At 71.0% G+C, this 24,568-nt stretch carries 21 protein-coding genes, 1 tRNA gene and 1 pseudogene; 20 read left to right on the top strand and 3 right to left on the bottom strand.

The window, feature by feature from the left end; genetic code table 11:
* From E2651_RS22200 to obgE, 7 genes and pseudogenes are all read left to right on the top strand, one after another.
* Window positions 1-545: pseudogene (locus E2651_RS22200) on the top strand (hypothetical protein); the annotation flags it as partial.
* Between the two features lie 131 nt (window positions 546-676).
* Window positions 677-1,480 carry a TIGR03936 family radical SAM-associated protein gene (locus tag E2651_RS22195; protein WP_135332947.1) on the top strand — a complete coding sequence of 268 codons (804 nt, stop codon included), beginning with the start codon at window positions 677-679 and terminating at the stop codon, window positions 1,478-1,480.
* A 248-nt stretch (window positions 1,481-1,728) separates the two neighbouring features.
* Window positions 1,729-5,730, top strand: coding sequence for an Rne/Rng family ribonuclease (locus tag E2651_RS22190; RefSeq protein ID WP_135332946.1), 4,002 nt, complete (start codon window positions 1,729-1,731; stop codon window positions 5,728-5,730).
* A gap of 278 nt (window positions 5,731-6,008) precedes the next feature.
* Window positions 6,009-7,349 carry a phospholipase D-like domain-containing protein gene (locus tag E2651_RS22185; protein ID WP_245239078.1) on the top strand — a complete coding sequence of 447 codons (1,341 nt, stop codon included), beginning with the start codon at window positions 6,009-6,011 and terminating at the stop codon, window positions 7,347-7,349.
* A 183-nt stretch (window positions 7,350-7,532) separates the two neighbouring features.
* Entirely contained in the window at window positions 7,533-7,853 is a 321-nt protein-coding gene (rplU, locus tag E2651_RS22180; protein ID WP_108148675.1) for a 50S ribosomal protein L21, read from the top strand.
* 14 nt (window positions 7,854-7,867) lie between these two features.
* On the top strand, window positions 7,868-8,122 hold the full coding sequence (rpmA, locus tag E2651_RS22175; RefSeq protein WP_030564037.1) for a 50S ribosomal protein L27: 255 nt from the start codon (window positions 7,868-7,870) through the stop codon (window positions 8,120-8,122).
* A gap of 143 nt (window positions 8,123-8,265) precedes the next feature.
* On the top strand, window positions 8,266-9,705 hold the full coding sequence (obgE, locus tag E2651_RS22170; protein WP_135332944.1) for a GTPase ObgE: 1,440 nt from the start codon (window positions 8,266-8,268) through the stop codon (window positions 9,703-9,705).
* Window positions 9,706-9,829: 124 nt separating this feature from the next.
* Here the strand turns inward: obgE and E2651_RS22165 are convergent, their stop codons facing one another.
* Window positions 9,830-11,923: a hypothetical protein gene (locus E2651_RS22165; protein WP_135332943.1), complete on the bottom strand. Its 2,094-nt coding sequence runs from the start codon at window positions 11,921-11,923 to the stop codon at window positions 9,830-9,832.
* A 326-nt stretch (window positions 11,924-12,249) separates the two neighbouring features.
* Here E2651_RS22165 and proB point away from each other — a divergent pair, with 326 nt between their 5' ends.
* From proB to E2651_RS22140, 5 genes are all read left to right on the top strand, one after another.
* Window positions 12,250-13,356 carry a glutamate 5-kinase gene (gene proB / locus E2651_RS22160; RefSeq protein ID WP_135332949.1) on the top strand — a complete coding sequence of 369 codons (1,107 nt, stop codon included), beginning with the start codon at window positions 12,250-12,252 and terminating at the stop codon, window positions 13,354-13,356.
* A 226-nt stretch (window positions 13,357-13,582) separates the two neighbouring features.
* Entirely contained in the window at window positions 13,583-14,089 is a 507-nt protein-coding gene (locus E2651_RS22155) for a hypothetical protein (protein ID WP_135332942.1), read from the top strand.
* A 74-nt stretch (window positions 14,090-14,163) separates the two neighbouring features.
* On the top strand, window positions 14,164-15,456 hold the full coding sequence (locus E2651_RS22150; protein ID WP_135332941.1) for a glutamate-5-semialdehyde dehydrogenase: 1,293 nt from the start codon (window positions 14,164-14,166) through the stop codon (window positions 15,454-15,456).
* Between the two features lie 76 nt (window positions 15,457-15,532).
* Window positions 15,533-16,111, top strand: coding sequence for a hypothetical protein (locus E2651_RS22145; protein ID WP_135332940.1), 579 nt, complete (start codon window positions 15,533-15,535; stop codon window positions 16,109-16,111).
* A 66-nt stretch (window positions 16,112-16,177) separates the two neighbouring features.
* Entirely contained in the window at window positions 16,178-17,248 is a 1,071-nt protein-coding gene (locus E2651_RS22140; RefSeq protein ID WP_135332939.1) for a hypothetical protein, read from the top strand.
* 22 nt (window positions 17,249-17,270) lie between these two features.
* Here the strand turns inward: E2651_RS22140 and E2651_RS22135 are convergent, their stop codons facing one another.
* Window positions 17,271-18,419 carry a M48 family metallopeptidase gene (locus tag E2651_RS22135; RefSeq protein WP_135332938.1) on the bottom strand — a complete coding sequence of 383 codons (1,149 nt, stop codon included), beginning with the start codon at window positions 18,417-18,419 and terminating at the stop codon, window positions 17,271-17,273.
* Between the two features lie 99 nt (window positions 18,420-18,518).
* On the opposite strand from E2651_RS22135, the gene E2651_RS22130 reads away from it, so the two are divergent.
* From E2651_RS22130 to E2651_RS22105, 7 genes are all read left to right on the top strand, one after another.
* Complete coding sequence (locus tag E2651_RS22130) at window positions 18,519-18,767, top strand: hypothetical protein (protein ID WP_135332937.1); 249 nt, start codon at window positions 18,519-18,521, stop codon at window positions 18,765-18,767.
* An 86-nt stretch (window positions 18,768-18,853) separates the two neighbouring features.
* Complete coding sequence (locus tag E2651_RS44025) at window positions 18,854-19,018, top strand: hypothetical protein (RefSeq protein ID WP_167828857.1); 165 nt, start codon at window positions 18,854-18,856, stop codon at window positions 19,016-19,018.
* Window positions 19,019-19,106: 88 nt separating this feature from the next.
* Entirely contained in the window at window positions 19,107-19,745 is a 639-nt protein-coding gene (nadD, locus tag E2651_RS22125) for a nicotinate-nucleotide adenylyltransferase (protein WP_135332936.1), read from the top strand.
* Window positions 19,746-19,761: 16 nt separating this feature from the next.
* Window positions 19,762-21,504 carry an LCP family protein gene (locus E2651_RS22120; RefSeq protein ID WP_135332935.1) on the top strand — a complete coding sequence of 581 codons (1,743 nt, stop codon included), beginning with the start codon at window positions 19,762-19,764 and terminating at the stop codon, window positions 21,502-21,504.
* Between the two features lie 107 nt (window positions 21,505-21,611).
* A complete protein-coding gene (gene rsfS / locus E2651_RS22115; protein ID WP_135332934.1) occupies window positions 21,612-22,055 on the top strand; it encodes a ribosome silencing factor in 444 nt (147 codons plus the stop codon).
* Window positions 22,052-22,693: a histidine phosphatase family protein gene (locus tag E2651_RS22110; protein ID WP_135332933.1), complete on the top strand. Its 642-nt coding sequence runs from the start codon at window positions 22,052-22,054 to the stop codon at window positions 22,691-22,693. Before rsfS ends, E2651_RS22110 begins: the two co-directional genes overlap by 4 nt.
* A 102-nt stretch (window positions 22,694-22,795) precedes the next feature.
* A tRNA-Ala gene (locus tag E2651_RS22105) sits at window positions 22,796-22,868 on the top strand.
* A 20-nt stretch (window positions 22,869-22,888) separates the two neighbouring features.
* Here the strand turns inward: E2651_RS22105 and E2651_RS22100 are convergent.
* Window positions 22,889-23,824 carry a helix-turn-helix transcriptional regulator gene (locus tag E2651_RS22100; protein ID WP_135332932.1) on the bottom strand — a complete coding sequence of 312 codons (936 nt, stop codon included), beginning with the start codon at window positions 23,822-23,824 and terminating at the stop codon, window positions 22,889-22,891.
* 112 nt (window positions 23,825-23,936) lie between these two features.
* On the opposite strand from E2651_RS22100, the gene E2651_RS22095 reads away from it, so the two are divergent.
* Window positions 23,937-24,568 (top strand): MFS transporter (locus E2651_RS22095; protein ID WP_209446215.1); only part of this gene is annotated, 632 nt, incomplete at its 3' end.

Raw genomic sequence — 24,568 nt, 5'->3', positions numbered from 1 at the left:
GGGTCGGGGCGGGGATCGGCGCCGGGATCGGGTGGCTGCTGCGGGGCATCGGCACGCTGCTGCGCTGGATCTTCGTGGTGCCCCTCGTCGCCGTGTGGCGCTGGGTCTTCGTGCCCGTCGGGCGCGCCATCGGTGTCGTCCTGCGCGAGATCGGCGATGCGCTCGGGCACGCCTGGCGTGTCGCGGGACATGTGTCGCGGGCCGTGTGGAGGTTCGTCGGCAGGCTCCTGCGGTGGGTCTTCGTCGACCCCGTGCGCTGGGTCTACCGCACCGTCCTCACACCCGTCGGGCATGTGCTGCGCGACGGGGTCTGGCGGCCCGCCGTCCAGGCCGCGAAGGAGGCCGGACGCGCCACCCGGCAGGCGATCGCATCGGCCCGCCGCAGCGTGCGTGAGGCACGGGCCGACGTACGGCGGATGCTGTTCGGGACGCCGAAGGAGCCGGTGCCGGTGCCTGCGGCCCGGCGGGAACCGGAGACGCCGGAGCCGCGTAACCTAGGAGAGAAGAATTCTGGGAGTGCAGTTTCCCCGCCTGTGCGGGGGTGAGCCCGACTGGACGACGCTGGGTAAGCGTCACCCAGACTGCTCCCCGCCGACGCGGGGTGTTCCCGGACCGCACACAAGGAGAAGTTCCACTGGGCAAGCGACAGCCCGTAGGCCCGCCGCCCGCTCCCGCGGTGCAGCGCATCCGCCTGCGCTACACGAAGCGCGGCCGCCTCCGGTTCACCAGCCACCGCGACTTCCAGCGCGCCTTCGAGCGGGCGCTGCGCCGCGCCGAGGTGCCCATGGCGTACTCGGCGGGGTTCACCCCGCACCCGAAGGTGTCGTACGCCAATGCCGCACCCACCGGCACGGGCAGTGAGGCCGAGTACCTGGAGATCGCGCTCACCGAGCCGCGTGACCCCGACAAGCTGCGCGAGCTGCTCGACGAGTCGATGCCGGTCGGACTCGACATCATCGACGCCGTCGAGTCGCACACCTCCGGGCTCGCCGACCGGCTCACCGCGTCCATCTGGGAGCTGCGCCTCGACGGCGTGGAGCCCGCGGACGCGGCGCGGGCCGCCGAGGCCTTCCGGGCCGCGGAGAGCGTCGAGGTCCAGCGCCGCACGAAGAACGGCATCCGGACGTTCGACGCCCGCGAGGCCGTCGTGCGCCTCGAGGCGGTCACGGCTGACGAAGCGCTTGCTCACGACACTGATAGGCCGACCGACCAGCCCTGTGCGATACTGCGGCTGGTTGTTCGGCACGTGACACCTGCCGTACGACCCGACGACGTCCTGTCCGGTCTCCGAGCTGTGGCCGACCTGGCGCCGCCGGTCCCCGCAGCGGTGACCAGGCTGGCGCAGGGGCTCCTTCACGAAGAGACCGGCACGGTGACCGACCCGCTCGCGCCCGACCGCGAGGCAGCCACCGCCCCACCTGTGAACGACGGGGCACCCGCTGCCGCCGCGACGGCGTCGGCGCCGGAAGGTCCCGCGTAGGGAAGTCCGCCGAGAGAAACAGCAGCGCCGCCCTTGTACTCGGGAGCCACCTGGGTCGGGCAGCGCACTGACCGAGACTTTCGCCAGGCCGTCCGCATTTGGGCGTACGGAACCGGTGAGACAGACACATAGAGCTCCCGTGCGGCGCCCACGCCCCCGGATGGCGGCCCCGCGTAGGACATAGCGAGGGCCGCGGACATCACCGGACCAGGCGCGGCGCCCGGGGGCCTGACGGGAGAACCGCCCGCATGCTTGAGCCGAACGAACCCACTGAGGGCTCGGACAACAACAACACCCCCAGCGACACCTTGCCGCCGCGCCGCAGGCGCCGTGCGGCGTCGCGTCCCGCAGGCCCGCCCACGGGTGCCGCCAAGGCCACGGCGCCGGCCATACCGGCCGCCCCCGCCGCCGATGAGACCGAAGAGACCGAAGAGGCCGTAGCGGCCGACGCGGTGGACGAGACCGCCGTGGCCGAGGCCGCGCCCGTCGAGGAGGCGGCTCCCGCCCCCCGTACGCGCCGTCGCGCCACCCGCCGTGCCTCCGCACCGGCCGGTGCCCCGCAGGCCGCCGAGGCCGAGGCTCCCGCTGCCGAGCCCGCGAAGACCGAGCCCGCCAAGACCGAGCCCGCCAAGACCGAGGACGAGGCCGAGGAGGCCGCTCCGGCCGCCGCCGCCCGTCCGCGTCGCCGTGCGACGCGTCGCGCCTCCGCACCGGCCGGTGCGCCGCAGGCCGCCGTCGAGACGCCTGCCGCCGAGCCCGCCGCCGTGCAGGACGAGGAGCCCGTGACCGCCGCCGAGCCCGAGCCGCAGCCGGAGGCCGACGCCGCGCCGCGCCGCGCCCGCCGCCGTGCGACCCGCGCCACCGCCGCGCCCGTTGCCGAGGCAGCACCTGCCGCCGAGCCCGCCGCCGTGCAGGACGAGGAGCCCGTGACCGCCGCCGAGCCCGAGCCGGAGGCCGATGCCGCGCCGCGCCGTTCCCGCCGCCGTGCGACCCGCGCCACCGCCGCGCCCGTCGCGGAGGCCGCCGAGGCCGCGCCCGTCGCCGAGCCGAAGGCCGCCGAGAGCGCCGACGCGGAGCCCGCCGAGGACGAGGCGCCCCGTGGCCGCAGGCCCCGTCGCGCCACCCGCAAGGCCGCCGCCGGATTCTCGGCGCCCGCCCCGCAGAAGACCCGTAAGGCCACCCAGGGCGACAGCGACGAGGACTCCGGGCGCAGGCCCGCGCGGCCCGCCGTCGCCGTCTTCCAGGCGCCGGTGTTCGCCGAGCCGATGTTCCAGACGCCGGAGCGCGCCGCCGCCGCGGCCGCCGCCGAAGCGGCCGAGGAGCCCGTCGAGGAAGAGGTCGAGGAAGAGGTCGAGGCCGAGGCCGTCGCCGCTCCGGTGGTGGAGGAGGAGACCGGCCCGCGCCGTCGCCGCCGCCGTCGGGCCGCGGACGAGCAGCCCGCCGCCGAGCGCGAGCCCGCCAAGGCCGCGCCCCAGGCAGAGGAGCCGGCCGAGGAGCCCGCCGAGGCCGAAGCCGAGGACACCGGCGAGGATGCCGAGGACGCCGGTGAGCGGCACGGCCGCCGTCGCCGTCGTGGTGGCCGTCGCCGCCGCCGCGGTGAGTCCGCCGACGCCGAGGGCGAGCAGCAGGACACCGAGTCCGACGAGGGCGCCGAGCAGGCGGACCAGGACGCCGACGCCGAGTCCGACGCCGAGCAGGCGGAGGAGAACGGCGCCGAGGACAACGGATCGGGTGCCGGTTCCAGCAGCAGCCGTCGCCGTCGCCGCCGTCGTCGCCGTGCCGGTGACTCCGGTGAGGCCGAGACCGTCGCCGACGGGGACCCGGAGCGTACGGTCGTCAAGGTCCGTGAGCCGCGCAAGAAGGAAGAGCGCGAGCCCGGCACCGGCGCCGACGAGGTCCAGTCCATCAAGGGCTCGACCCGCCTCGAGGCCAAGAAGCAGCGTCGCCGCGAGGGCCGCGAGCAGGGCCGCCGCCGTGTCCCGATCATCACCGAGGCCGAGTTCCTGGCGCGCCGCGAGGCCGTCGAGCGCGTGATGGTCGTCCGCCAGAACGGCGACCGCACCCAGATCGGCGTCCTCGAGGACAACGTGCTCGTCGAGCACTACGTCAACAAGGAGCAGGCCACCTCGTACGTCGGCAACGTCTACCTGGGCAAGGTCCAGAACGTGCTGCCGTCCATGGAGGCCGCCTTCATCGACATCGGCAAGGGCCGCAACGCGGTGCTGTACGCCGGTGAGGTCAACTTCGAGGCGCTCGGCATGGCCAACGGGCCGCGCCGCATCGAGTCGGCCCTGAAGTCCGGCCAGTCGGTCCTCGTGCAGGTCACCAAGGACCCGATCGGCCACAAGGGCGCCCGCCTGACCAGCCAGGTCTCGCTGCCCGGCCGCTACCTGGTCTACGTGCCCGAGGGCTCGATGACCGGCATCAGCCGCAAGCTGCCCGACACCGAGCGCGCGCGTCTGAAGACCATCCTCAAGAAGATCGTCCCCGAGGACGCGGGCGTCATCGTGCGCACCGCCGCTGAGGGCGCGAGCGAGGACGAGCTGCGCCGTGACGTCGAGCGTCTGCAGCAGCAGTGGGAAGAGATCCAGAAGAAGGCGAAGCAGACCTCGACGAGCTCGCCGAGCCTGCTCTACGGCGAGCCGGACATGACCGTCCGTGTCGTCCGCGACATCTTCAACGAGGACTTCTCCAAGGTCATCGTCAGCGGTGACGAGGCGTGGGAGACCATCCACGGATACGTCTCGCATGTCGCGCCCGACCTGGCGGACCGCCTCTCGAGGTGGACCTCCGAGGTCGACGTCTTCGCGACGTACCGGATCGACGAGCAGCTCGCCAAGGCGCTCGACCGCAAGGTCTGGCTGCCGAGCGGCGGCTCGCTGGTGATCGACAAGACCGAGGCGATGATCGTCGTCGACGTCAACACCGGCAAGTTCACCGGCCAGGGCGGCAACCTCGAAGAGACCGTGACGAGGAACAACCTCGAAGCGGCCGAGGAGATCGTGCGCCAGCTGCGCCTCCGTGACCTGGGCGGCATCGTCGTCATCGACTTCATCGACATGGTCCTGGAGTCCAACCGGGATCTCGTGCTGCGGCGTCTGCTCGAGTGCCTGGGCCGCGACCGTACGAAGCACCAGGTCGCCGAGGTCACCTCGCTGGGTCTCGTACAGATGACCCGTAAGCGCGTCGGCCAGGGCCTCCTGGAGTCCTTCTCCGAGACCTGCGTCCACTGCAACGGCCGTGGCGTGATCGTGCACATGGAGCAGCCGACCTCCGCCGGTGGCGGCGGCAAGCGCAAGAAGCGCGGGCGCGGCGGCTCCGAGCAGCAGGACCACGGTCACGAGCACGAGGCCGTCGAGAGCGAGGCCGAGGTCGAGGCGGAGCTCGCAGCCCCGGTGGCGCTGCCCGAGCCCGAGTTCGTCCCGGACGAGGAGCTCTACAGCAGCGCGCACGAGGCCGAGGCCGCCGCGTCCCGTGGCCGTTCGCGGCGCCGGGCGACCCGGCGGGCGTCGGCTCCGGCCGGTGCCCCGAAGGCGGAGACCGCGCCCAGGTCGGAGCGGCGGGGCAGGTCGAAGGCCGCCAGGGCCGAGGCCGAGGCTCCGGAGGCCGAGGCCCCCGTGGCCGAGGCGCCGGTCGAGGCCGCTCAGGTCGTCGAGGCCCCGGTCGTGGAAGCCCCTGCCGTCGAGGCCGAGGCACCTGCCGATGACGCCGCTCCCAAGGGACGTACGCGCCGTCGTGCGACCCGCAAGGCGACGTCGCCGGCCGGTTCGCCGAAGCCCGCGCAGAGCGCCGAGCCGGAGGCCGCCGAGGTGATCGTCGCCGAGGCGCCCAAGGCCGAGCCGGTCGCCGAGCCGGCCCCGGAGCCGGTCGTCGCCGAGGCCCCCGCCGACGCCGCCCCGGCCCGTCCGCGCCGCCGTGCGGTGCGCAAGGCGACCGCGCCGACCGCGTCCGAGGACGCGGCCTTCCTGGTCGTCCCGTCGCCGGAGAAGGCGGCTGAGACGGCCGCCGAGCAGCCTGCCGAGCAGGCGGAGGCCGAGGCCCCCGCCGAGGAAGCGGCTCCGGCCAAGAAGGCGGCGCGCAAGACGGCCAAGAAGGCGACCGCGAAGAAGGCCGCCACCAAGAAGACCGCGGCCAAGAAGACGGCCGCCAAGAAGACGACGGCCAAGAAGGCGTCGAAGGCGACGAAGAAGACCGCCGCGGCGGAGCAGGCGCCGTCCGGCGTCAACGCCTCCGCGGGCGACGAGGGCTGATCCTCCGTCACGGTCGGCACGTACGCATGACCTTGTGCCCCCGGCACGGCGCATTCCGCCGAGCCGGGGGCACAGGCGTTCCGGCACGTCGCACAGGCTGGGCGGACCTTCGTACGTAAGATCACCGAAGCGTCACGGCAGCCGCGTTCGTGCCACCCGCCCTCTTGGAGGGCGGTGAAGTACCTGTAAAACTCATGCGGTTGATGAAGGAACACGCGAACGTGACGTTTGGGGAAACGTCGGGTTCGTGTCAGGGGAGGGGACCACAGATGGCGCACATGCGCCTGAGAAGCACGGGACGTCACCGTGCCGTGAAGCAGATCAAGGGCGGACGCCAGGCCGTCGCGCTGGCCACCGTCCTCTCGGCGGCGGGGATCCAGACCGTCAGCGCCATGGGGACGGCCGCCGCGGACGCGCAGATGTGGACCGAGGGCCCGATCTTCAACGATCCGCTGGGCACCACCGACGAGCAGTACGCGATCCGCACCCGCCTGATCGAGCTGACGAACTCCGCGGTGCCCGGCTCGACGATCAAGGTCGCGGTCTACCACGTCTGGGAGGCCTCGGTCGTGAACGCGCTCGTGGCCGCCAAGGACCGCGGCGTGAAGGTGCAGATCCTGCTCGACGAGTCCAGCAGGAGCGACCGCCCGACGAACACCTCGTACAGCACGCTCGCGGCGGCGCTCGGCACCGACAAGAGCAAGTCGTCCTTCGTGTCGCTCTGCCCGGCAGGAAAGTCCTGCCTGGGCGATCCCAAGTACGGCCAGTCGATCATGCACAACAAGTTCTGGCTGTTCTCGGAGGTCGAGGGGGCCAGGGACGTCGTCGTACAGACCACGTCGAACTCCACGCCGTCGGCGCACACGAAGTTCTTCAACGACGCGCTGCTGCTCCCGAACAACCCGACCATGTACGAGGCGTACGCCGACTACTTCACCGACATGATCGGCAAGGACTGGCGGAACTGGGACTACCGCACGGTCAGCGGCGGCCTCTACAAGGCGTACTTCTTCCCGCGCGCCGGCACGGTCAACGAGACCGACACGATGTACTCGGTCCTGAACAACGTGCAGTGCAATTACAAGGACGCGGCCGGGGTCACCCAGCACACCAAGGTCCGCGCCTCGATATTCAAGATCACCCGGCAGCAGATCGCCGACAAGCTCGTCTCGCTCAAGAAGGCGGGCTGCTCGGTCAGCATCGTCTACGCCGAGACCGACAGCGCCAAGAGCCAGGGCGGCACGCCCGGCACCTGGGAGACGCTCCACAAGTCCGGCGGCCCCTCCGTGCGATGCTTCAACGACGACCGGGACCCGCTGCACCCCGGCACCAAGCTCGTCACGCCCTACATCGTCCACTCGAAGTACCTGCTCATCGACGGCGTGTACGACGGCAGGCGGAACAAGCTCTCCTTCACCGGCTCGCAGAACTACACGGCGCCGGCCCTGCGCGAGAACGACGAGGCGATCGTCAAGGTCGACGACGACTCGGTGCACGACACCTACCGCTCGCACTTCGACCACGTACGCGCCATCGCCTGGCCGGGCAGCGCCGATACCACCGACCTGTGCAAGGGCGTCAAGCCGCTGCCGCCGGACGGTGAGAAGACGACGACGTGAGGGGCGATACGGGGCCGGTTTGACCCTTCCGGGCGGGCCCCGTAACCTTGACCGTCGGCGTGTTCCTATGCATTGCCACCCCCTGTAAACCTTTTCCTCCCGGCTTCGGGCTCGGGAGAGGCCGCCCGCTTTCGTGGGCGGCTGGACTGCGGGGGCACCGTTCCGAGCGAAAGAGAGATCCGCGTGTACGCCATCGTGCGCAGCGGTGGTCGCCAGCACAAGGTTGCTGTCGACGACATCGTTGAGGTTGACAAGATTCCCACCGCCAAGGTCGGCGACACGGTCGAGCTCTCGACCCTGCTCGTTGTCGACGGCGACGCCGTGACGAGCGACCCGTGGGTGCTTGCCGGTATCAAGGTCACGGCCGAGGTCGTGGACCACCACAAGGGCGCGAAGATCGACATCCTTCGCTACAAGAACAAGACCGGCTACCGCCGTCGCCAGGGTCACCGCCAGCAGTACACGGCGATCAAGGTCACCGGTATCCCCGCGGCTGCGAAGTAAGGGACTGAGACAAGATGGCACATAAGAAGGGCGCATCGTCCACTCGGAACGGGCGCGATTCCAATGCTCAGCGGCTCGGCGTGAAGCGCTTCGGCGGTCAGACCGTCAACGCCGGTGAGATCCTGGTCCGCCAGCGCGGCACCCACTTCCACCCGGGCTCGGGCGTCGGCCGCGGCAAGGACGACACCCTGTTCGCGCTGGACGCCGGTGCGGTGGAGTTCGGTACCCACCGTGGCCGCAAGGTCGTGAACATCGTTCCGGTCGCCTGAATCAGGCTTCTGTAGAACACGTTCTTCGCGAGGCGGACCTCACTTCCCGTACGGACTCCGTACGGGAAGCGGGTCCGCCTTTCGCGTGTTACACCTAGGGCATTTCGCCCTTGACATTCCGTACGTTTCTGGAGGCACATCCCATGACCACCTTCGTGGACCGCGTCGAGCTGCACGTCGCCGCGGGTAGCGGGGGCCACGGCTGTGCCTCCGTCCACCGTGAGAAGTTCAAGCCGCTCGGCGGCCCGGACGGCGGCAACGGCGGCCGTGGCGGTGACGTGATCCTGGTCGTCGACCAGTCGGTCACCACGCTGCTCGACTACCACCACTCGCCGCACCGCAAGGCCACCAACGGCATGCCCGGCGCCGGCGACAACCGCTCCGGCAAGGACGGCCAGGACCTCGTCCTGCCCGTGCCGGACGGCACCGTCATCCTCGACAAGGACGGCAACGTCCTCGCCGACCTGGTCGGCCAGGGCACGACGTACGTGGCGTCCCAGGGCGGCCGCGGCGGCCTCGGCAACGCGGCGCTCGCCTCGGCCCGCCGCAAGGCGCCGGGCTTCGCACTCCTCGGTGAGCCGGGCGACGCGGGCGATGTCGTCCTGGAGCTCAAGACCGTCGCCGATGTCGCCCTCGTGGGTTACCCGAGCGCGGGCAAGTCCTCGCTGATCTCGGTCCTGAGCGCGGCCAAGCCGAAGATCGCGGACTACCCCTTCACGACGCTCGTCCCCAACCTCGGTGTGGTGACGGCCGGTTCGACCGTCTACACGATCGCCGACGTGCCCGGTCTGATCCCGGGCGCCAGCCAGGGCAAGGGCCTCGGCCTCGAGTTCCTGCGGCACGTCGAGCGCTGCTCGGTGCTCGTGCACGTCCTGGACACGGCGACTCTGGAGTCCGACCGCGACCCCGTCTCCGACCTCGACATCATCGAGGAGGAGCTGCGGCAGTACGGCGCAGGACTGGAGAACCGTCCGCGCATCGTCGTCCTGAACAAGATCGACGTACCCGACGGACAGGACCTCGCGGAGATGGTCCGGCCCGACCTGGAGGCGCGCGGCTACCGCGTCTTCGAGGTGTCGGCGGTCGCCCACAAGGGCCTCAAGGAGCTGTCGTACGCGCTCGCCGAGGTCGTCGGCGCGGCCCGTGCCGCCAAGCCGAAGGAAGAGGCGACCCGCATCGTCATCCGGCCCAAGGCCGTGGACGACACGGGCTTCACCGTCACGCTCGGCGAGGACGGCATCTACCGCGTGCGCGGCGAGAAGCCGGAGCGCTGGGTCCGCCAGACCGACTTCAACAACGACGAGGCCGTCGGCTACCTCGCGGACCGGCTGAACCGGCTCGGCGTCGAGGAATCGCTGATGAAGGCGGGCGCGCGCACCGGCGACGGCGTCGCCATCGGCCCCGAGGAGAACGCGGTCGTCTTCGACTGGGAGCCGTCGGTCATGGCGGGCGCGGAGATGCTGGGTCGGCGTGGCGAGGACCACCGCCTCGAGGCGCCCCGTCCGGCGGCGCAGCGGCGGCGGGACCGGGACGCGGATCGGGATGACGCGGACCAGGAGTACGACGACTTCGAGCCGTTCTAGGCCGTAGGCCTTACGCAGCAAGGGAAGGGCCCCGGAGCTTCGGCTCCGGGGCCCTTCCCTTGTTCGTGCACCGTGCGGGTGCGTTGTGGCTTGGCGCGCAGTTCCCCGCGCCCCTTACGGGGCGCTACGCCGTGACGGAGTCCTCCGCACCATTCTGCTCAGCAGCAGCCTCGGACTCCATCTCCTCCGCCGCGTCCTCCGCGGCCCGCTGGCCGGGGATCTCCGCGTCGATGCGCGTGGCCATCCGGAGCCGCCGCTCGTCGGCCTTGGCCGACAGTGCGAGCGCCGCCTCGTTGAAGCGCGCCAGGGACGGCGGGTCCGAGGGGCCCAGGAGGTGCTCCTTGAGGCCGGCACGGGCCTCGGCGTGGGGGTCCTTCTCCGGGGAGCGGACGGATTCCATCAGGGCCGGGACTTCCTCGGCGGCCGGGGTGAGGATCGCGGCCGCGCTCACCGTCGGGAAGCTCGCGCGGAAGTCCGCCTCGGTCATGCCGGACGTGTTGGCGACGGCGTACGGCTTCTCGCTGAACAGCCAGTCCGAGACCACCGAGGAGACATCGCTGATCAGCAGGTCGGCCTGGTTGAAGCAGGAGAAGATCGCTGGACGCGCGGTCGTGATGATCTGGTGCTCCCACTCGGGGAACGACGCCCAGTACGCCGCGTCCCAGGCTGCCGTCGCCTCGGCGACCGCGGCCTGCTGGTCGCCGTCGGGCGTGCCCTGGAGCATCATCCGCTCCATCTCGTCCACGCCCTTGCGGAACGCGGTGGAGGTCAGCTTGTCGAGCTCGGCAGTGCGCAGCTCGAGCTCGGCCGCGGCCTCCGGGCCCGGGCGGGGACCGGAACGCCGGGCGGCGGCGTCGCGGATCATCGCCTTGATGCGCTCGTCGGCGGCGCCCGCGCGCGGGTCCTGCGAGCCGGTCATCGGGTGCGGCTTGTAGATGAGGCGTACGCCGTCGTCGGCGAGGAGGTTGCGGACGATGTTCTCGCCCGCGAGGGTCACCGACGTGTTGCCGGGGTTGCCGTCCCAGCCCTCCCAGGTGGGGGCGTACAGAACGGTCGTGTACGCGCCCTTGGGGGCGCCCGTGTACGGCAGGATCGGGGACAGCTGGGGGCGGCCGACCTCGACCACGTCCTTGTCCTCGACGCCGACGTCGGCGGCCTGGTAGCGGTCGCGCGCGGCGGGGCCCGCCACCCACACCTCGTCGTACGCCTTCGCGTACGGGTTGCAGGAGGACAGCTTGTCGCTCTCGCCGTGGTTGATGAAGGCGTGCTTGATCGTGGGGATGCGCAGGACCTGCGAGGTCTTCGCGGCGTTCGCCGGGTGCAGCAGCATCTTCAGCGTCGAGGTCTCCAGGGAGAACATCGTCGCGACCTTCGGGAAACAGATGATCGGGACGTCCGTCGCGTCGATCTTCTGCACCATGAACCGCTCGCGCAGCACGATCAGCGGCTTGCCGTCGAGCTGGGAGAGCGTGGAGAGCCACATGTTGGCCTGGTACGCGGACGTCGTGCCGCCCGAGAAGTACATGCCGACGGTCGGCTGGTAGTCGGCCAGCCACGCGTCGAGCCACTCCATGACCCGCTGGTCGTTCTTCGCGCGCTTCTTGGGAAGCAGCCAAGTGGCGAGGTAGAGCGCGCCCAGGCCCATCAGGGCGATGGAGACGCCGAGGCCGATGCCGCCCCAGTACGCGTCCGTCGTGGCGGCGGTGATCACCAGGCCGACCGTGGTGGGGATCGAGAACGTCAGGAGGCGGTGCGCCTGGCGGCGGGCCAGGATCCGCGGCGGGGCCGCGGTCAGGTGCAGCGCGGAGGTGTCGATGTTCCGCGTGACGATCGGCAGCTGGCGGCTGCGGCGCACCAGTATGGCGGTGGCCTGGCAGCCGAAGTGCAGGAAGTAGAAGGCGAGCAGCGCGATCGTCAGCGGCGACTGCTCGGACAGCGGCTCGATGCCGTCGATGCGCAGCAGGCCGACCAGGATCAGCATGTCGCGCAGGAGCTGGCGCACCGTGACGTCGAAGCGGATCTTGCCAAGGAGGGAGAGGAGCCCCGGCTGCTTGTACTGCAGATAGACGTCGAGCGCGAGGTTCGCTGCCGACGCGGCGACGAACACCGGGACGTACGGGACCAGCGCGCTGACTAGCTGGGCCGTGAAGAGCGCGAACATCGAGAACAGCGCGGAGAGCTGTGCGATGCGGCGTGGGGCGAGTCCGGCAGAGGGCACGGGCTTGGGCTCCTGGCGGGGGATCGGAAGGATCGGATGGGGGGAAGTCGACCACTGACCGTATGACGTACGGCGGCTCTGTAGCAATCTTCCGTGACCGCAATCACCGGATAAAGGGGCAAAGGTAACGGAACCCAGGGGCCGTGATTCCCCTCGGGGGCAGGGGTCCGCCCCTCGGAATACGCGGGCACCGGCTGTCCGCACTCGCGTAGATTGACGGTCCAAGCGCGCAGGGATCATTGGGGTAGAACGTGGCTGGGGCAAGTATGGATAAAGGGGCTGCCCGAAGGGCTTCGGTTGAGGGCGGTGGTGGGAGACGGGCGGGCATCGCAGAGGCCCACAGGGTCGTCGTCAAGGTCGGGTCCTCGTCCCTGACCACCGCCGCGGGAGGTCTGGACGCCGACCGTGTCGACGCCCTCGTCGACGTGCTCGCCAAGAGCCGCAGCGGCGGCGAGCGCGAGATCGTGCTCGTCTCGTCCGGCGCCATCGCCGCCGGCCTCTCGCCGCTGGGGCTGCGCAGGCGGCCCAAGGACCTCGCGCGGCAGCAGGCGGCCGCCAGCGTCGGGCAAGGCCTTCTCGTGGCCCGCTACACCGCTTCCTTCGCCCGTTACGGCGTACGCGTCGGGCAGGTGCTCCTCACCTCCGACGACATGGCACGCCGCGCCCACCACCGCAACGCGTCCCGCACCCTCGACCAGCTCCTGGCGATGGGCGCGCTGCCCGTGGTGAACGAGAACGACACCGTGGCCACCGACGAGATCCGCTTCGGCGACAACGACCGGCTCGCCGCCCTCGTCGCCCACCTCGTCCGCGCCGACCTGCTCGTCCTGCTCTCCGACGTGGACGGCCTCTACGACGGCGACCCGGCCAGGCCCGGGACCGCCCGGATCTCCGAGGTCACAGGTCCCGCCGACATAGCGCACGTCCAGATCGGCAGCGCCGGCAAGGCGGGCGTCGGCACCGGCGGCATGGTCACCAAGGTCGAGGCCGCGGGGATCGCGGCGGCCGCCGGGATCCCGGTCGTCCTGACCACCGCGAGCCAGGCCGCGGACGCCCTCGCGGGCCGCGACACGGGCACGTACTTCCACCGCACGGGACGCCGCTCCGCCGATCGTCTCCTGTGGCTGCAGCACGCCTCCGAGCCGCAGGGCGCGCTCACCCTCGACGAAGGGGCGGTCCGCGCGGTCGTCGAGGGGCGCAAGTCGCTGCTGCCCGCCGGCATCGCGGCCGTCGAGGGCGACTTCTCCGCGGGCGACCCGGTCGAGCTGCGGGACACCGCGGGGCGCCCGGTCGCGCGCGGCCTGGTGAACTTCGACGCCAAGGAACTGCCGCAGCTGCTCGGCCGCTCCACGCGGGAGCTCGCGCGGGAGCTCGGACCGGCGTACGAGCGGGAGGTCGTGCACCGCGACGATCTGGTCCTGCTGCACCACTAGCCCCTCGCGGGCCTTGGGCGGTCCGTGCTTCCGCCGCACCGGCAGCCACAGAGACCGCCGGGGGTCTCGGCCGAAAACAGGCGCGAACGCCCAGCGCCGACCGGCCCCTGCGAGGTGAAACTCCCCAAAACCGCCCCGCGGGGGCGCTTGGCCTGCTCAACTTTGTTCCAGACACTTCCGCACGACCGTTGCGTATCCGCACCACCATTGAGTAAAGGAGGCCGTCGTGAGACGAGTGCGCCCAGGGGCGGCGTCCCGCGGGTCGGCCGAGCGGGCCCTGACGAGCGTCGCCGCGGGGGCGACGTACGCGGGTGACACGCGAGCGGCGGGCGAGACGGACGGGACGGGCGAGCTGCCTGAGACGGACGAGAGGGAGGGCGAGACGGTGGAGGCCCCCCGTCTGTGGCACGTCACGCTGAGCGTCTCGGGAGCCGAGGCCCCGCTCAAAGAGGTCAGGCGAGGCCTCGAACAGCTCGCCCACGACCACCCCTTTCTGCTGACCAGCAGGTACGCGCCCGACCACGCGGAGATCCGCTACTGGGAAGAGGCCAGGGACCTGCACGACGCGGCCGCGGTCGCCCTGCGGCTCTGGGGCGAGCACCGGCAGAGCGCGCAGCTCCCGCCCTGGGAGATCGTGGGGCTCGAAGTGATCGACCGCGACACCTATCACCACCGGATCGCGGAGGGCTACGGTCCGCTACCGGCCACGCCCGTCGGTGTCCACCCTTTTTGAGCCGTCGTGAGCACAGTGGTCTCGGCTGCTGAAACGCGGGGTGGACCGCGCCCGCCTCGCATTACCCTGCGGGCATGACGTCCCTCTCGCCGGTCTCGCCCTACGACAACCTCTCGCCGGTCGCCCAGGCCGCCTACCGAGCCCGCGGCGCCGCCGCCACGCTCGCGCCCCTGCCGCGCGCCGCCAAGGACGACGCGCTGCTCGCGATCGCCGACGCGCTCGAGGTGCGCACCGCCGAGATCATCGAGGCCAACGGCAAGGACACCGCGCGCGCCCGTGAGGCCGGGACCAGCGAGTCGATCGTCGACCGGCTCACCCTCACCCCCGAGCGGGTCCGCGCCATCGCCGCCGATGTGCGCGACGTGGCCGCCCTGCCCGACCCGGTCGGCGAGGTCGTCCGCGGCTCGACGCTCCCCAACGGCATCGACCTGCGCCAGGTCCGCGTCCCGCTCGGCGTCGTCGGGATCATCTACGAGGCCCGCCCGAACGTCACCGTGGACGCGGCCGCCCTCTGCCTGAAGTCCGGCAACGCGGTGCTGCTGCGGGGCTCGTCATCGGCGTACGAATCCAACACGGCACTCGTGCGGGTGCTGCGCGACGCGGTGCACGGCGCGGGTCTTCCCGCCGATGCCGTCCAGCTCGTCCCGGGCGAAAGCCGTGACTCCGTACGGGAGTTGATGCGCGCCCGCGGCCTCGTCGACGTGCTCATCCCGCGCGGCGGCGCCTCGCTGATCAAGACCGTCGTGGAGGAGTCCACCGTCCCGGTCATCGAGACCGGCACCGGCAACTGCCACGTCTACGTGGACGCGAAGGCCGACATCGACATGGCCGTCGACATCCTGATCAACTCCAAGGCGCAGCGCCCCAGCGTCTGCAACGCCGCCGAGACGCTGCTCGTGCACGCGGACATCGCCGACGCCTTCCTGCCGCGGGCCCTGGACGCCCTCGCGGACGCGGGCGTCACCGTGCACGCGGACGAGCGTGTGCTCACCTACGCCGACGCGTCCAAGGCCACCGTCGTGCCCGCGACCACCGAGGACTGGGAGACCGAGTACCTCTCGTACGACATCGCGGCGGGCATCGTCGACTCCCTGGAGCAGGCCGTCGAGCACATCCGGCTGTGGACCTCGGGGCACACGGAGGCCATCGTCACCACCTCGCAGCAGGCCGCGCGCCGCTTCACGCAGCTCGTGGACTCCACGACGGTCGCCGTGAACGCCTCCACGCGCTTCACGGACGGCGGCCAGTTCGGCTTCGGCGCCGAGATCGGCATCTCCACGCAGAAGCTGCACGCCCGCGGCCCGATGGGGCTGCCCGAGCTGACCTCGACGAAGTACATCGTCACGGGCGACGGCCACACCCGCTGAATCCGCCGGGGCATCGCACCGGCTGAATTCCCGTTCCGTCTGCCCAGATTGCCCCATCCGGGTCTACGCTGGAAGGGTGCCGGAGGACGTGGGGGGCACGCCGTCGTTTCCTGACGGCTGGGAGCCCGACGACGACCGCGACCGCGGAGGTGCGGACGAAGAGTTCGCCTCCGTGGTCTTCGACGAGGACTTCGTCAAGGCCGCCGAGGTCCATGAACCCACCGCGGTGGAGCGGCTGTTGGCCGCCGCCCAGGCGCGCGCCGAGGCCTCCGAGGCCGAGGCCCGCCGGGCCCGCACCCGCGGACCGGGCCGCGACTCACCGGACGACGACCTCTACGAAGACGGCTTCGGCCCGGACGACGGCGGAGAATTCGGCCACGACCCGGACCTCGACGACGTGTACGACCGGGAATTCACGGAGGACGGGTACGGCCGGCCGGGCGGCTACACCGGCCAGGCCCGCTGGCACCGCCCCGTCGCCTGGATGCTCGCCCTCCTGATGGGCATCGGCATGGTCGCCCTCGCCTTCACCGCGGTCTACCGAGGAGCCTCGTCGGGCCGCCAGGACCGCATTCCGCCGCCCGCGTCGACGGAGCCTTCGGCCTCCGCGGAGTACGGCCAGCCGCCCGTCTCGGCGGCGCCCCGTACGCCGTAGGAACTTGTCAGAAGTTGTCGCGCACCAGCGCGTTTACCTGACGGCCAGGAGACCTACCCTGAAGGTATGGGCGGGCCAGGAGAACCACCTGAGGGGACACCCGAGGGCGCTCCCGCCGGTGGCGAGGACGAGTACCGATCCGTCGTCTTCGACGAGTCGTTCGTCCGCGCCGCGCGGCTCCAGGAGTACTCCGCGCAGGAGCGCATGGGTGATCACGCACGTGCCGTGCGCCGCCGCCCCGCGGCCGCCCGCCGGAACCTCTCCAAGCAGGCCGTGATCCTCGTCCTGCTGATCGCCGTCGCCTTCGGCACCGCGATCTACATGGGTGTACGACACCCCTATCAGACCCCGGTCGCCCAGCCCCCCGAACCGCTGCGGATCACGGTCATACCGCTCGCCCCGCAGGGCCCCGTGCCCGGCGCCGAGAAGCCCGCCGAGCTGTACGCGCACAGCCCCGCCGCCCAGTTCCGGGTCGGCGCGTCCGGCATCAACCTGCCCTCGTCGCAGCGCACTTCACATTTCTCGGACAGCCAGATCACGTCCGCCATGACCATCGCCAAGGACTATCTGGTCGAGTCCTCGCTCGACCCGGACGTGCTCACCGGCGGCGCCGTGCGGTCCGCGCGGATCCTGCTCGACCCGCAGCAGCTCGACCAGTTCGACCAGAGCTTCGCGCACCCCGCCGCGGACGGACGGCACGCGCCCACCGGCTGGCTGGTGCGGTTCGACCCGACGAAGGTCGCCCTCGCCTCGACCGGCATCCGCGTCCAGGGCACGATGCACGCCACCGAGACGGACAAGAACACCCTCGAGGTGACCTCGGACCACACCTTCGTCTACGCGCTGCGGCCCGTCGGTAAGGACGAACACGCCAAGGCCTCGCTGTTCACCGTCCGCCGCGAGCTGCAGTTCCGCTTCGACCGCGATGACCTGCGGATGCGCCAGACCGAGCTGATCGTCTCGTACATGCAGGCGGGACCGCTCACCTGCTCCGCCGACGCGGCGAACCAGCTGCGGCCGCTGCTCGCCGGCCAGAAGGCGAAGGCGGGCGGTCCCGCGGGCACCGATCCGTACGCGACGGGTGACGCCACCGCGCTGTGCGGATCGCTGGCGGCGACCGCCCAGCCTTCGCTGTGAACCGTGCCGTGAACCGTGCGGGCTACTTGTCCTCGGCGGGGCCGCGGTCCTGGCCGTCCTGCCCGCTTTTCCCGCTCTTCCCGCTCTTCCCGCCCTGCCCGCCTTGCCCGCCCTGCCCGGTGAACTTCCCGCGCAGCTTGCCGCCCAGGTCGCCCGCGCCGCCCGCGATGTCGTTGACCAGCTTCATCAGCGGGTCCTTGCTCTGGCGTACGTCGTCCGCGTAGCTGGAGGCGGACTGGCGGAAGGAGTCCGAGACCGAGGTGTCCTTGTCCTCGTCGCGGCGGGGGTAGTGGCCGTCCATGATCCGCTGGTAGTCGCGGGTCTCGGCCCACTTCTTCAGCTCGGCGGCGCGCACGGTGGTGAAGGGGTGCGTGCGCGGCAGTACGTTCAGGATCTTCAGTACGGAGTCGCGCAGGTCGCCCCCGGCCTCGTACTCCGCGGCCTGCTCCAGGAACGCGTCCACGTTCATCTCGTGCAGGTGATTGCCGCCCGCGATCTTCATCAGGCCGCGCATCGACGCCTTCAGGTCCTGGCCCACCAGGAGCCCCGCGCGGTCCGCCGACAGCTCGGACTTGCGGAACCACTCGCGCAGGGCGGTCACGATCGCCATGATCGCCACGTTGCCGAGCGGGATCCACGCCACCTTGAGGGCGAGGTTGGTGAGGAACAGCAGTATCGTCCGGTACACCGAGTGGCCGGAGAGCGCGTGCCCCACCTCGTGGCCGATGACCGCCCGCATCTCCTCCTCGTCGAGGAGCTCGACCAGGCCCGTGGTCACCACGATGATCGGCTCGTCGAGGCCGATGCACATCGCGTTCGGGTTCGGGTCCTGATTCACGTACATCGGCGGGACCTTCTCCAGGTCCAGGATGTAACAGGCGTCCCGCAGCATGGAGTTGAGGTGCGCGAACTGCGCGTCGGAGACCCGTACCGAGTCCGAGAGGAACAGGAGCCGCAGGCTCCGCTCGGGGAGCAGTCCGCTGAGGGCCTTGAAGACCGTGTCGAAGCCGCTGAGTTTGCGCAGGGCCACCAGGGCCGAACGGTCCGCCGGGTGTTCGTACGCCCGTGACGAGATGCCGGGGAAGCGCCTGCGCTGCCGGCTCGGCACGTTCTCGTGACCGCTGTCTTCTTGGCCGCCGTTCGCGTGGCCGTGGTCGTTGTCGTCGGTCATGCCCCATCCCCCATGCTCGTCCAGTCATGCCCCCGAGGTGGCTCCCAGGGTAGGCGGAGATACCGTGACAGGGCAGCACAGCGAATGGAGTCGTCCGTCATGTCGTCCGTCATGGAGCACAGCGCCGCAGCCCACCACTGGGTCACGGAGGCGGCAGCCCTGGCCGCCAAGGAGCAGGGGGCGGGCAATCTGCTCCGCGTCGTGCTGATCGTCATGGTCGTCGGCTGCGTCCTGGTGGGGTGGTTCCTGCTCCGGGGGTACCGGCAGGGCCAGGACGAGGGCGATGGGCGGTCCGAGGCTCGGTCCGATGGGCAGCCCGAGGGCCGGCGCGAGGACCGCGACAGCTGAGTCGGCGTGAGCTCCGCCACGGGCCCCGCATACGATGGCCCGGAAGTCTTTATGTCCATCCCACCCCCGGATAGGTCCTGCCTGAGATGAGCCTCCACAGCACCGCCGCCCAGCTGGTCACTCTCGCCTCCGAGGGCGGCGAGCACGGCGGCGAACACGAAAGCCTCAACCCTCTGGTCACCGGCGGCGGCGCGTTCGTCATTCTGCTGCTGCTCCTGTGGATCACCACGCGTTTCAACCGGGACCGCTGAGCCGGGTCCCCGGACGAGTCCCCGGACGAGTCCCCGAACGGGACCGCTGAAACAGGGCCCGTCCGCCGGGCCGGTAGGGTCTGCACGCATGGGAGAGCAGGACATGCCTACCGGTCCCGGTACCGGCCCGGCCAGCAAGGGCAAGCGCCGCCTCGGCGTCATGGGCGGAACGTTTGACCCGATCCACCACGGACACCTGGTGGCGGCCCAGGAGGTCGCCGCGCAGTTCCACCTCGACGAGGTGGTGTTCGTGCCGACCGGGCAGCCGTGGCAGAAGAGCGACAGGGTGGTGTCCCCGGCCGAGGACCGCTATCTGATGACGGTCATCGCGACCGCCGAGAACCCCCAGTTCTCGGTGAGCCGCATCGACATCGACCGCGGCGGACCGACCTACACGACGGACACGCTGCGCGATCTGCGCGCGCTCAATCCCGACACGGACCTCTTCTTCATCACGGGCGCCGACGCCCTCGGCCAGATCCTGACCTGGCGCTACACCGAGGAGCTCTTCTCCCTGGCGCACTTCATCGGCGTCACCAGGCCCGGCCACACGCTGGCCGACCCCGGGCTTCCCGAAGGCGGCGTCTCCCTTGTGGAGGTGCCCGCTCTCGCCATCTCGTCCACGGACTGCCGTGCGCGGGTGGCCAAGGGGGACCCCGTCTGGTACCTGGTGCCGGACGGTGTGGTGCGTTATATCGACAAGCGCGAGCTGTACCGCGGCGACTGAGCCGAGAGGGGCACCGGTGAACGACCGACAGTACGACCCGTACGCGGGCGGCGACCCGTACGCGGGCGGCGACCCGTATGCGGGCGAGTACGCGGCTGACCAGTACCAGGTCGTCGGGTACGACGAGTACGGGCAGCCGGTGTACCAGCAGGTGCAGCCCTCGGCTTCGTACGACCAGTACGGGGCTCAGCAGCAGCCGCAACAGCCTCCGCAGCAGCAACAGCCGCAGGGCTATGGCTACGACCCGTACGCGACGGGGCAGCAGCCGCCGGTGCCGCCGTACGACACGGGTTCGTACCCGTCGTACGACCAGCAGCAAGCCCAGCAACAGCCCCGGCAGCAGCCCGCCCAGCAGACCCGGACCGGCTGGATCCCGCAGCAGCAACAGCCTCCGCAGCAGCCGCCGCCGGAGGCCGTACCGCCGCAGCCCCGGCGGCCCGCGCCCTCGCCCTCGCCCTCGCCCGAGCGTCGGCCGGAGCGCGAGCGTGAGCGGGCGTACGAGACGCAGCAGTTCTCGTTCATCGAGGAGCCGGACGAGGACTCCGAAGACGTCATCGACTGGCTGAAGTTCACCGAGAGCCGCACCGAGCGGCGCGAGGAGGCCAAGCGGCGCGGGCGTTCCCGGGTCGTCGTGCTGATCGTGGTGTTCGCGCTCGTCGTCGCGGGCGGCGTCGGCTACCTCTGGTACGCGGGCAAGCTGCCCGGCCTCTCGGACGAGAAGACCGGTGGCGGCGCGGCCGCGGCGGGACCGCAGAACCGCGACGTGATCGTCGTCCACCTGCACAACACCAAGGGCGGCGGCACCTCCACGGCGCTCCTGGTGAACAACACCACCGCCGAGCGGGGCACCACCGTGCTGCTGCCCAACTCCCTCTCCGTGACGGACGACGACGGTACGGGGACGACGCTGGGCAAGTCGGTCGACGACGACGGCTCGACCGGTACGCGCGAGTCGATCGACGCGCTGCTCGGCACCCAGGTCGAGGGCACCTGGCGCCTGGACACCCCCTACTTGAACAACCTCGTCGAGCTCGTCGGCAACATCGACATCGACACGAACGCCAATGTGCCCGACCCCAAGGCGAAGAAGGGCGAGGCCCCCCTCGTCAAGAAGGGCGAGCAGCAGACGCTGAGCGGCCCGATGGCCGTCGCGTACGCCACCTACCGGGCGTCGGGCGAGACCGAGACGGCCCAGCTGAGCCGGTTCGGCGCGGTCATGCAGGGCGTCCTGCGGAAGCTGTCGTCCGACCCGCAGGCCGCGACGACCACCGTGCAGTCGCTGGCCCAGATCCTGGACCCGTCGCTCAAGGAGAAGGACCTGGGCGCCTTCCTCGCCAAGCTCGCCGACCGGGCCAAGGGCGGCGACTACGCCACGCAGCTGCTCCCGGTCCAGCAGGACGGGACGCTGTCGGAGAAGGCCGGCGAGAGCGTGGTCGAGAACGTCCTGGGCGGCGCGGTCAAGAACCCGGACAAGGGCGCGGCGGTGCGGGTCGGCGTCAAGAACGCCTCCGGGACCAAGGGCGCGGGGCAGGACGCACGGATCTCCCTGGTCAACGGCGGCTACACCTTCGTCGACAGCGGCGCGGGCCCGGCCGCACAGCCGGCATCGCAGGTCACGTACGCCGACGCGGCCAAGAAGACGCAGGCCGCCGAGGTCGCCAAGACCCTCGGCCTGCCGGCGAGCGCGGTCCGCAAGGGCAAGACCGCACCGAACGCGGACGTCTCGGTGGTGCTCGGGCAGGACTACAAGACGGGCTGAGAGGCGGGGTGACGCAGTAGACAGGGTGCTCGACCAAACGTCGAGAGTGGTGTCGGCGGTCCGTGAGATCCTTGGGGAGGTACTGCCCTCCGAAGGAAAGCTCAACTGTGACCGCCACGGACCACTCCATCGAGCTCATCAACGTCGCCGCGCAAGCGGCCGCCGACAAGCTCGCGCACGACATCATCGCGTACGACGTCAGCGACGTGCTGTCGATCACGGACGCCTTCCTGCTCGCCTCCGCGCCCAACGACCGCCAGGTCAAGTCGATCGTCGACGAGATCGAGGAGCAGCTGAACAAGCAGCTCGGCTCCAAGCCGGTCCGCCGCGAAGGCGACCGCGACGCCCGCTGGATCCTCCTGGACTACGTGGACATCGTGGTGCACGTCCAGCACAGCGAGGAGCGGGTCTTCTACGCGCTCGAGCGCCTGTGGAAGGACTGCCCCGAGATCGACCTGCCCGAGGACGCCAAGGCGACCCGCGGCAAGGCCGCCGAGCACACCGAGCGGCAGGCCGCGGAGGAGGCCGACCTTGACGGTGAGTTCCGGTGAGCAATCGCGGCTGCCGGATCATCCTGTGGCGGCACGGCCAGACGGCCTGGAACCTGGAGCGTCGCTTCCAGGGCTCCACGGACATCGAGCTGACCGACACCGGTGTCTCGCAGGCCAGGCACGCCGCCCGGCTGCTCGCCTCGCTGAAGCCGGACGCGATCGTGGCGTCCGACCTCAAGCGGGCCGCGGACACGGCCGGCGAGCTGTCGGCCATCACCGGCCTCCCCGTCACGCACGAGGAGGGTCTCCAGGAGACGTACGCCGGTGAGTGGCAGGGCCTGACGCACGACGAGATCATCGCGCGCTTCGGCGACCAGTACGCCGCGTGGAGGCGTGGTGAGCCGGTGCGTCGCGGCGGCGGCGAGCTCGAGACCGAGGTCGCCGACCGGGCCGCGCCGATCGTCCTGCGCCACGCCGACAAGCTGCCGGACAACGGCACGCTCGTGGTGGTCAGCCACGGCGGCACGATACGCACGACCATCGGCCGACTGCTCGGCCTGGAGTCCTACCACTGGGAGGGCCTCGGCGGGCTCTCCAACTGCTGCTGGTCCGTTCTCGGCCAGGGCGGGCGCGGCTGGCGCCTGCTCGAGCACAACGCCGGAACGCTGCCGGAACCGGTGCTCGGCGACGACGACTGAGCCCCCCGGCGGGCGGCCGGACCCGGATTTCACATTCCGGCTGGTCGCAGGCTAAAGTTCTTCTTGTTCGCCCGCCAAGCGGGAAGAACACGAAGAACACAAGGGGCTATAGCTCAGTTGGTAGAGCGCCTGCATGGCATGCAGGAGGTCAGGAGTTCAATTCTCCTTAGCTCCACAATCCGGATCCCGTCCTCGTCAGAGGGCGGGATTTTCCGTTCCCGGGGCCACCTTCGGTTTCTTCGGCTCCATCGGCCCCATCGGCCCCATCGGCCCCATCGGTTCCATGGGCCACAGCGGCTCCCGCAACTCCCGCAGCCGCGCCGTCCGCTGCCTGCTCTCCTCGTCGTCCGGTGTGTACGCGACGATCCGGCAGTCCGGCATGCCGTTGATGGACAGCGAGACCGATGTCATCCGCAGCTCGCCGACCGCCTGGTGACGGAAGGTCTTCACGCGGGGCCCCGGCGGCGCCACGTTTCCGCTCTCCCACAACTCGGTGAAGAGCGGGCTCGCGGCGGACAGGCGGCGTATGAAGGCCTCCCAGGCGGGCTCGCCCACATGCCGGCCGTACGCACTGCGCAGCGTCGCCACCATCACCGGCAGCTCCGTCTCCCGGAACATCAGCGGGCACACGGGGTCGGGCACCATGAACAGCGTCCACAGCACGTTCGGCACGCCGAGGGCCGCTATCTGCGGGACGAAGAAGAGGTCGCGGTAGGCGGGGTTGGTGGCGAGGATGTCGTACCGCGCGTTGTAGACCACCGCCGGGTGCGGATCGAGGGCGTCGATGATTCCCTGGATCTCCGGGCCGACGGCCTTCGCGGCGGCCTCCGGGTCCGGCGAGTAGGGCACCTCGGCCAGGTGGTAGAGATGCTCGCGCTCGGGCTGCTCCAGGCGCAGCGTGCGCGCAACGGCGTCCAGGACCTGCGCGGACGCGTTGATGGGGCGGCCCTGCTCCAGCCACGTGTACCAGGTGACGCCCACCCCGGACAGCTGGGCGACCTCCTCGCGGCGCAGCCCCGGCGTGCGACGGCGCAGCCCCGGCGGCATGCCCACATCGGCCGGTGTCACCCGCGCCCTGCGGCTGCGCAGAAAGGCGGCGAGCTCCGGCCGCCGTCGCTGATTCGTCCCCATCGTCGTCACATCCCCCATCGTCCGTGCCCGCCCCGAGCACTGCCAGGTGCTGTCAGTACCAGCATCGGCAGGCTCTCGTTACCCGTACCGAGCCGCCCGCAGGCTCATTGCCATGGCAACGGCAACTCCGACAGAGCCCACTGGTCCAAGTCACCCACTCAGTAAAGCCCCTGGCACTGACAACCGCCCCGGACGGCTGCTCTGGGTCGTCATCGCGGCCCAGTTCATGGCGCTGCTCGACGTCTTCATCGTCAATGTCGCCGCCCCCACCATCCGCGACGAACTCGGCGCGTCCGGCGCCGGGTTGCAGCTGGTGATCGCCGGCTACACCATCACGTACGCCGTGCTGCTCATCACCGGCGCGCGGCTCGGCGACCGTGTCGGGCACCGGCGGATGTATCTCGTGGGGCTCGCGGTCTTCACCGTGGCCTCGCTCGCCTGCGGACTCAGCCAGGGCACGGGCGAGTTGATCGCCTTCCGGCTGCTGCAGGGCACGGGTTCGGCGCTGCTCATCCCGCAGGTGCTCAGCCTGATCCAGCGCAACTTCACCGGCGAGGCGCGGACGAGGGCCCTCGGCGCGTACTCGGCGACCCTCGCGATCGGCGCCGCCGCGGGGCAGGTGCTCGGCGGAATCCTGGTCAGCGCCGATCTGTTCGGCACCGGCTGGCGCCCGGTGTTCCTGGTGAACGTGCCGGTCGGCGCGGTCCTCCTCGTCGTGGCGGGGCGGGTGCTGCCGCGCGACGG

Origin of the sequence: Streptomyces sp. MZ04 (genome assembly GCF_004684775.1) — a bacterium.
Taxonomy (GTDB): Bacteria; Actinomycetota; Actinomycetes; order Streptomycetales; family Streptomycetaceae; genus Streptomyces.
Note: the sequence above shows the minus strand (reverse complement) of the source record. Positions and strands in the feature narration are given on the sequence as shown.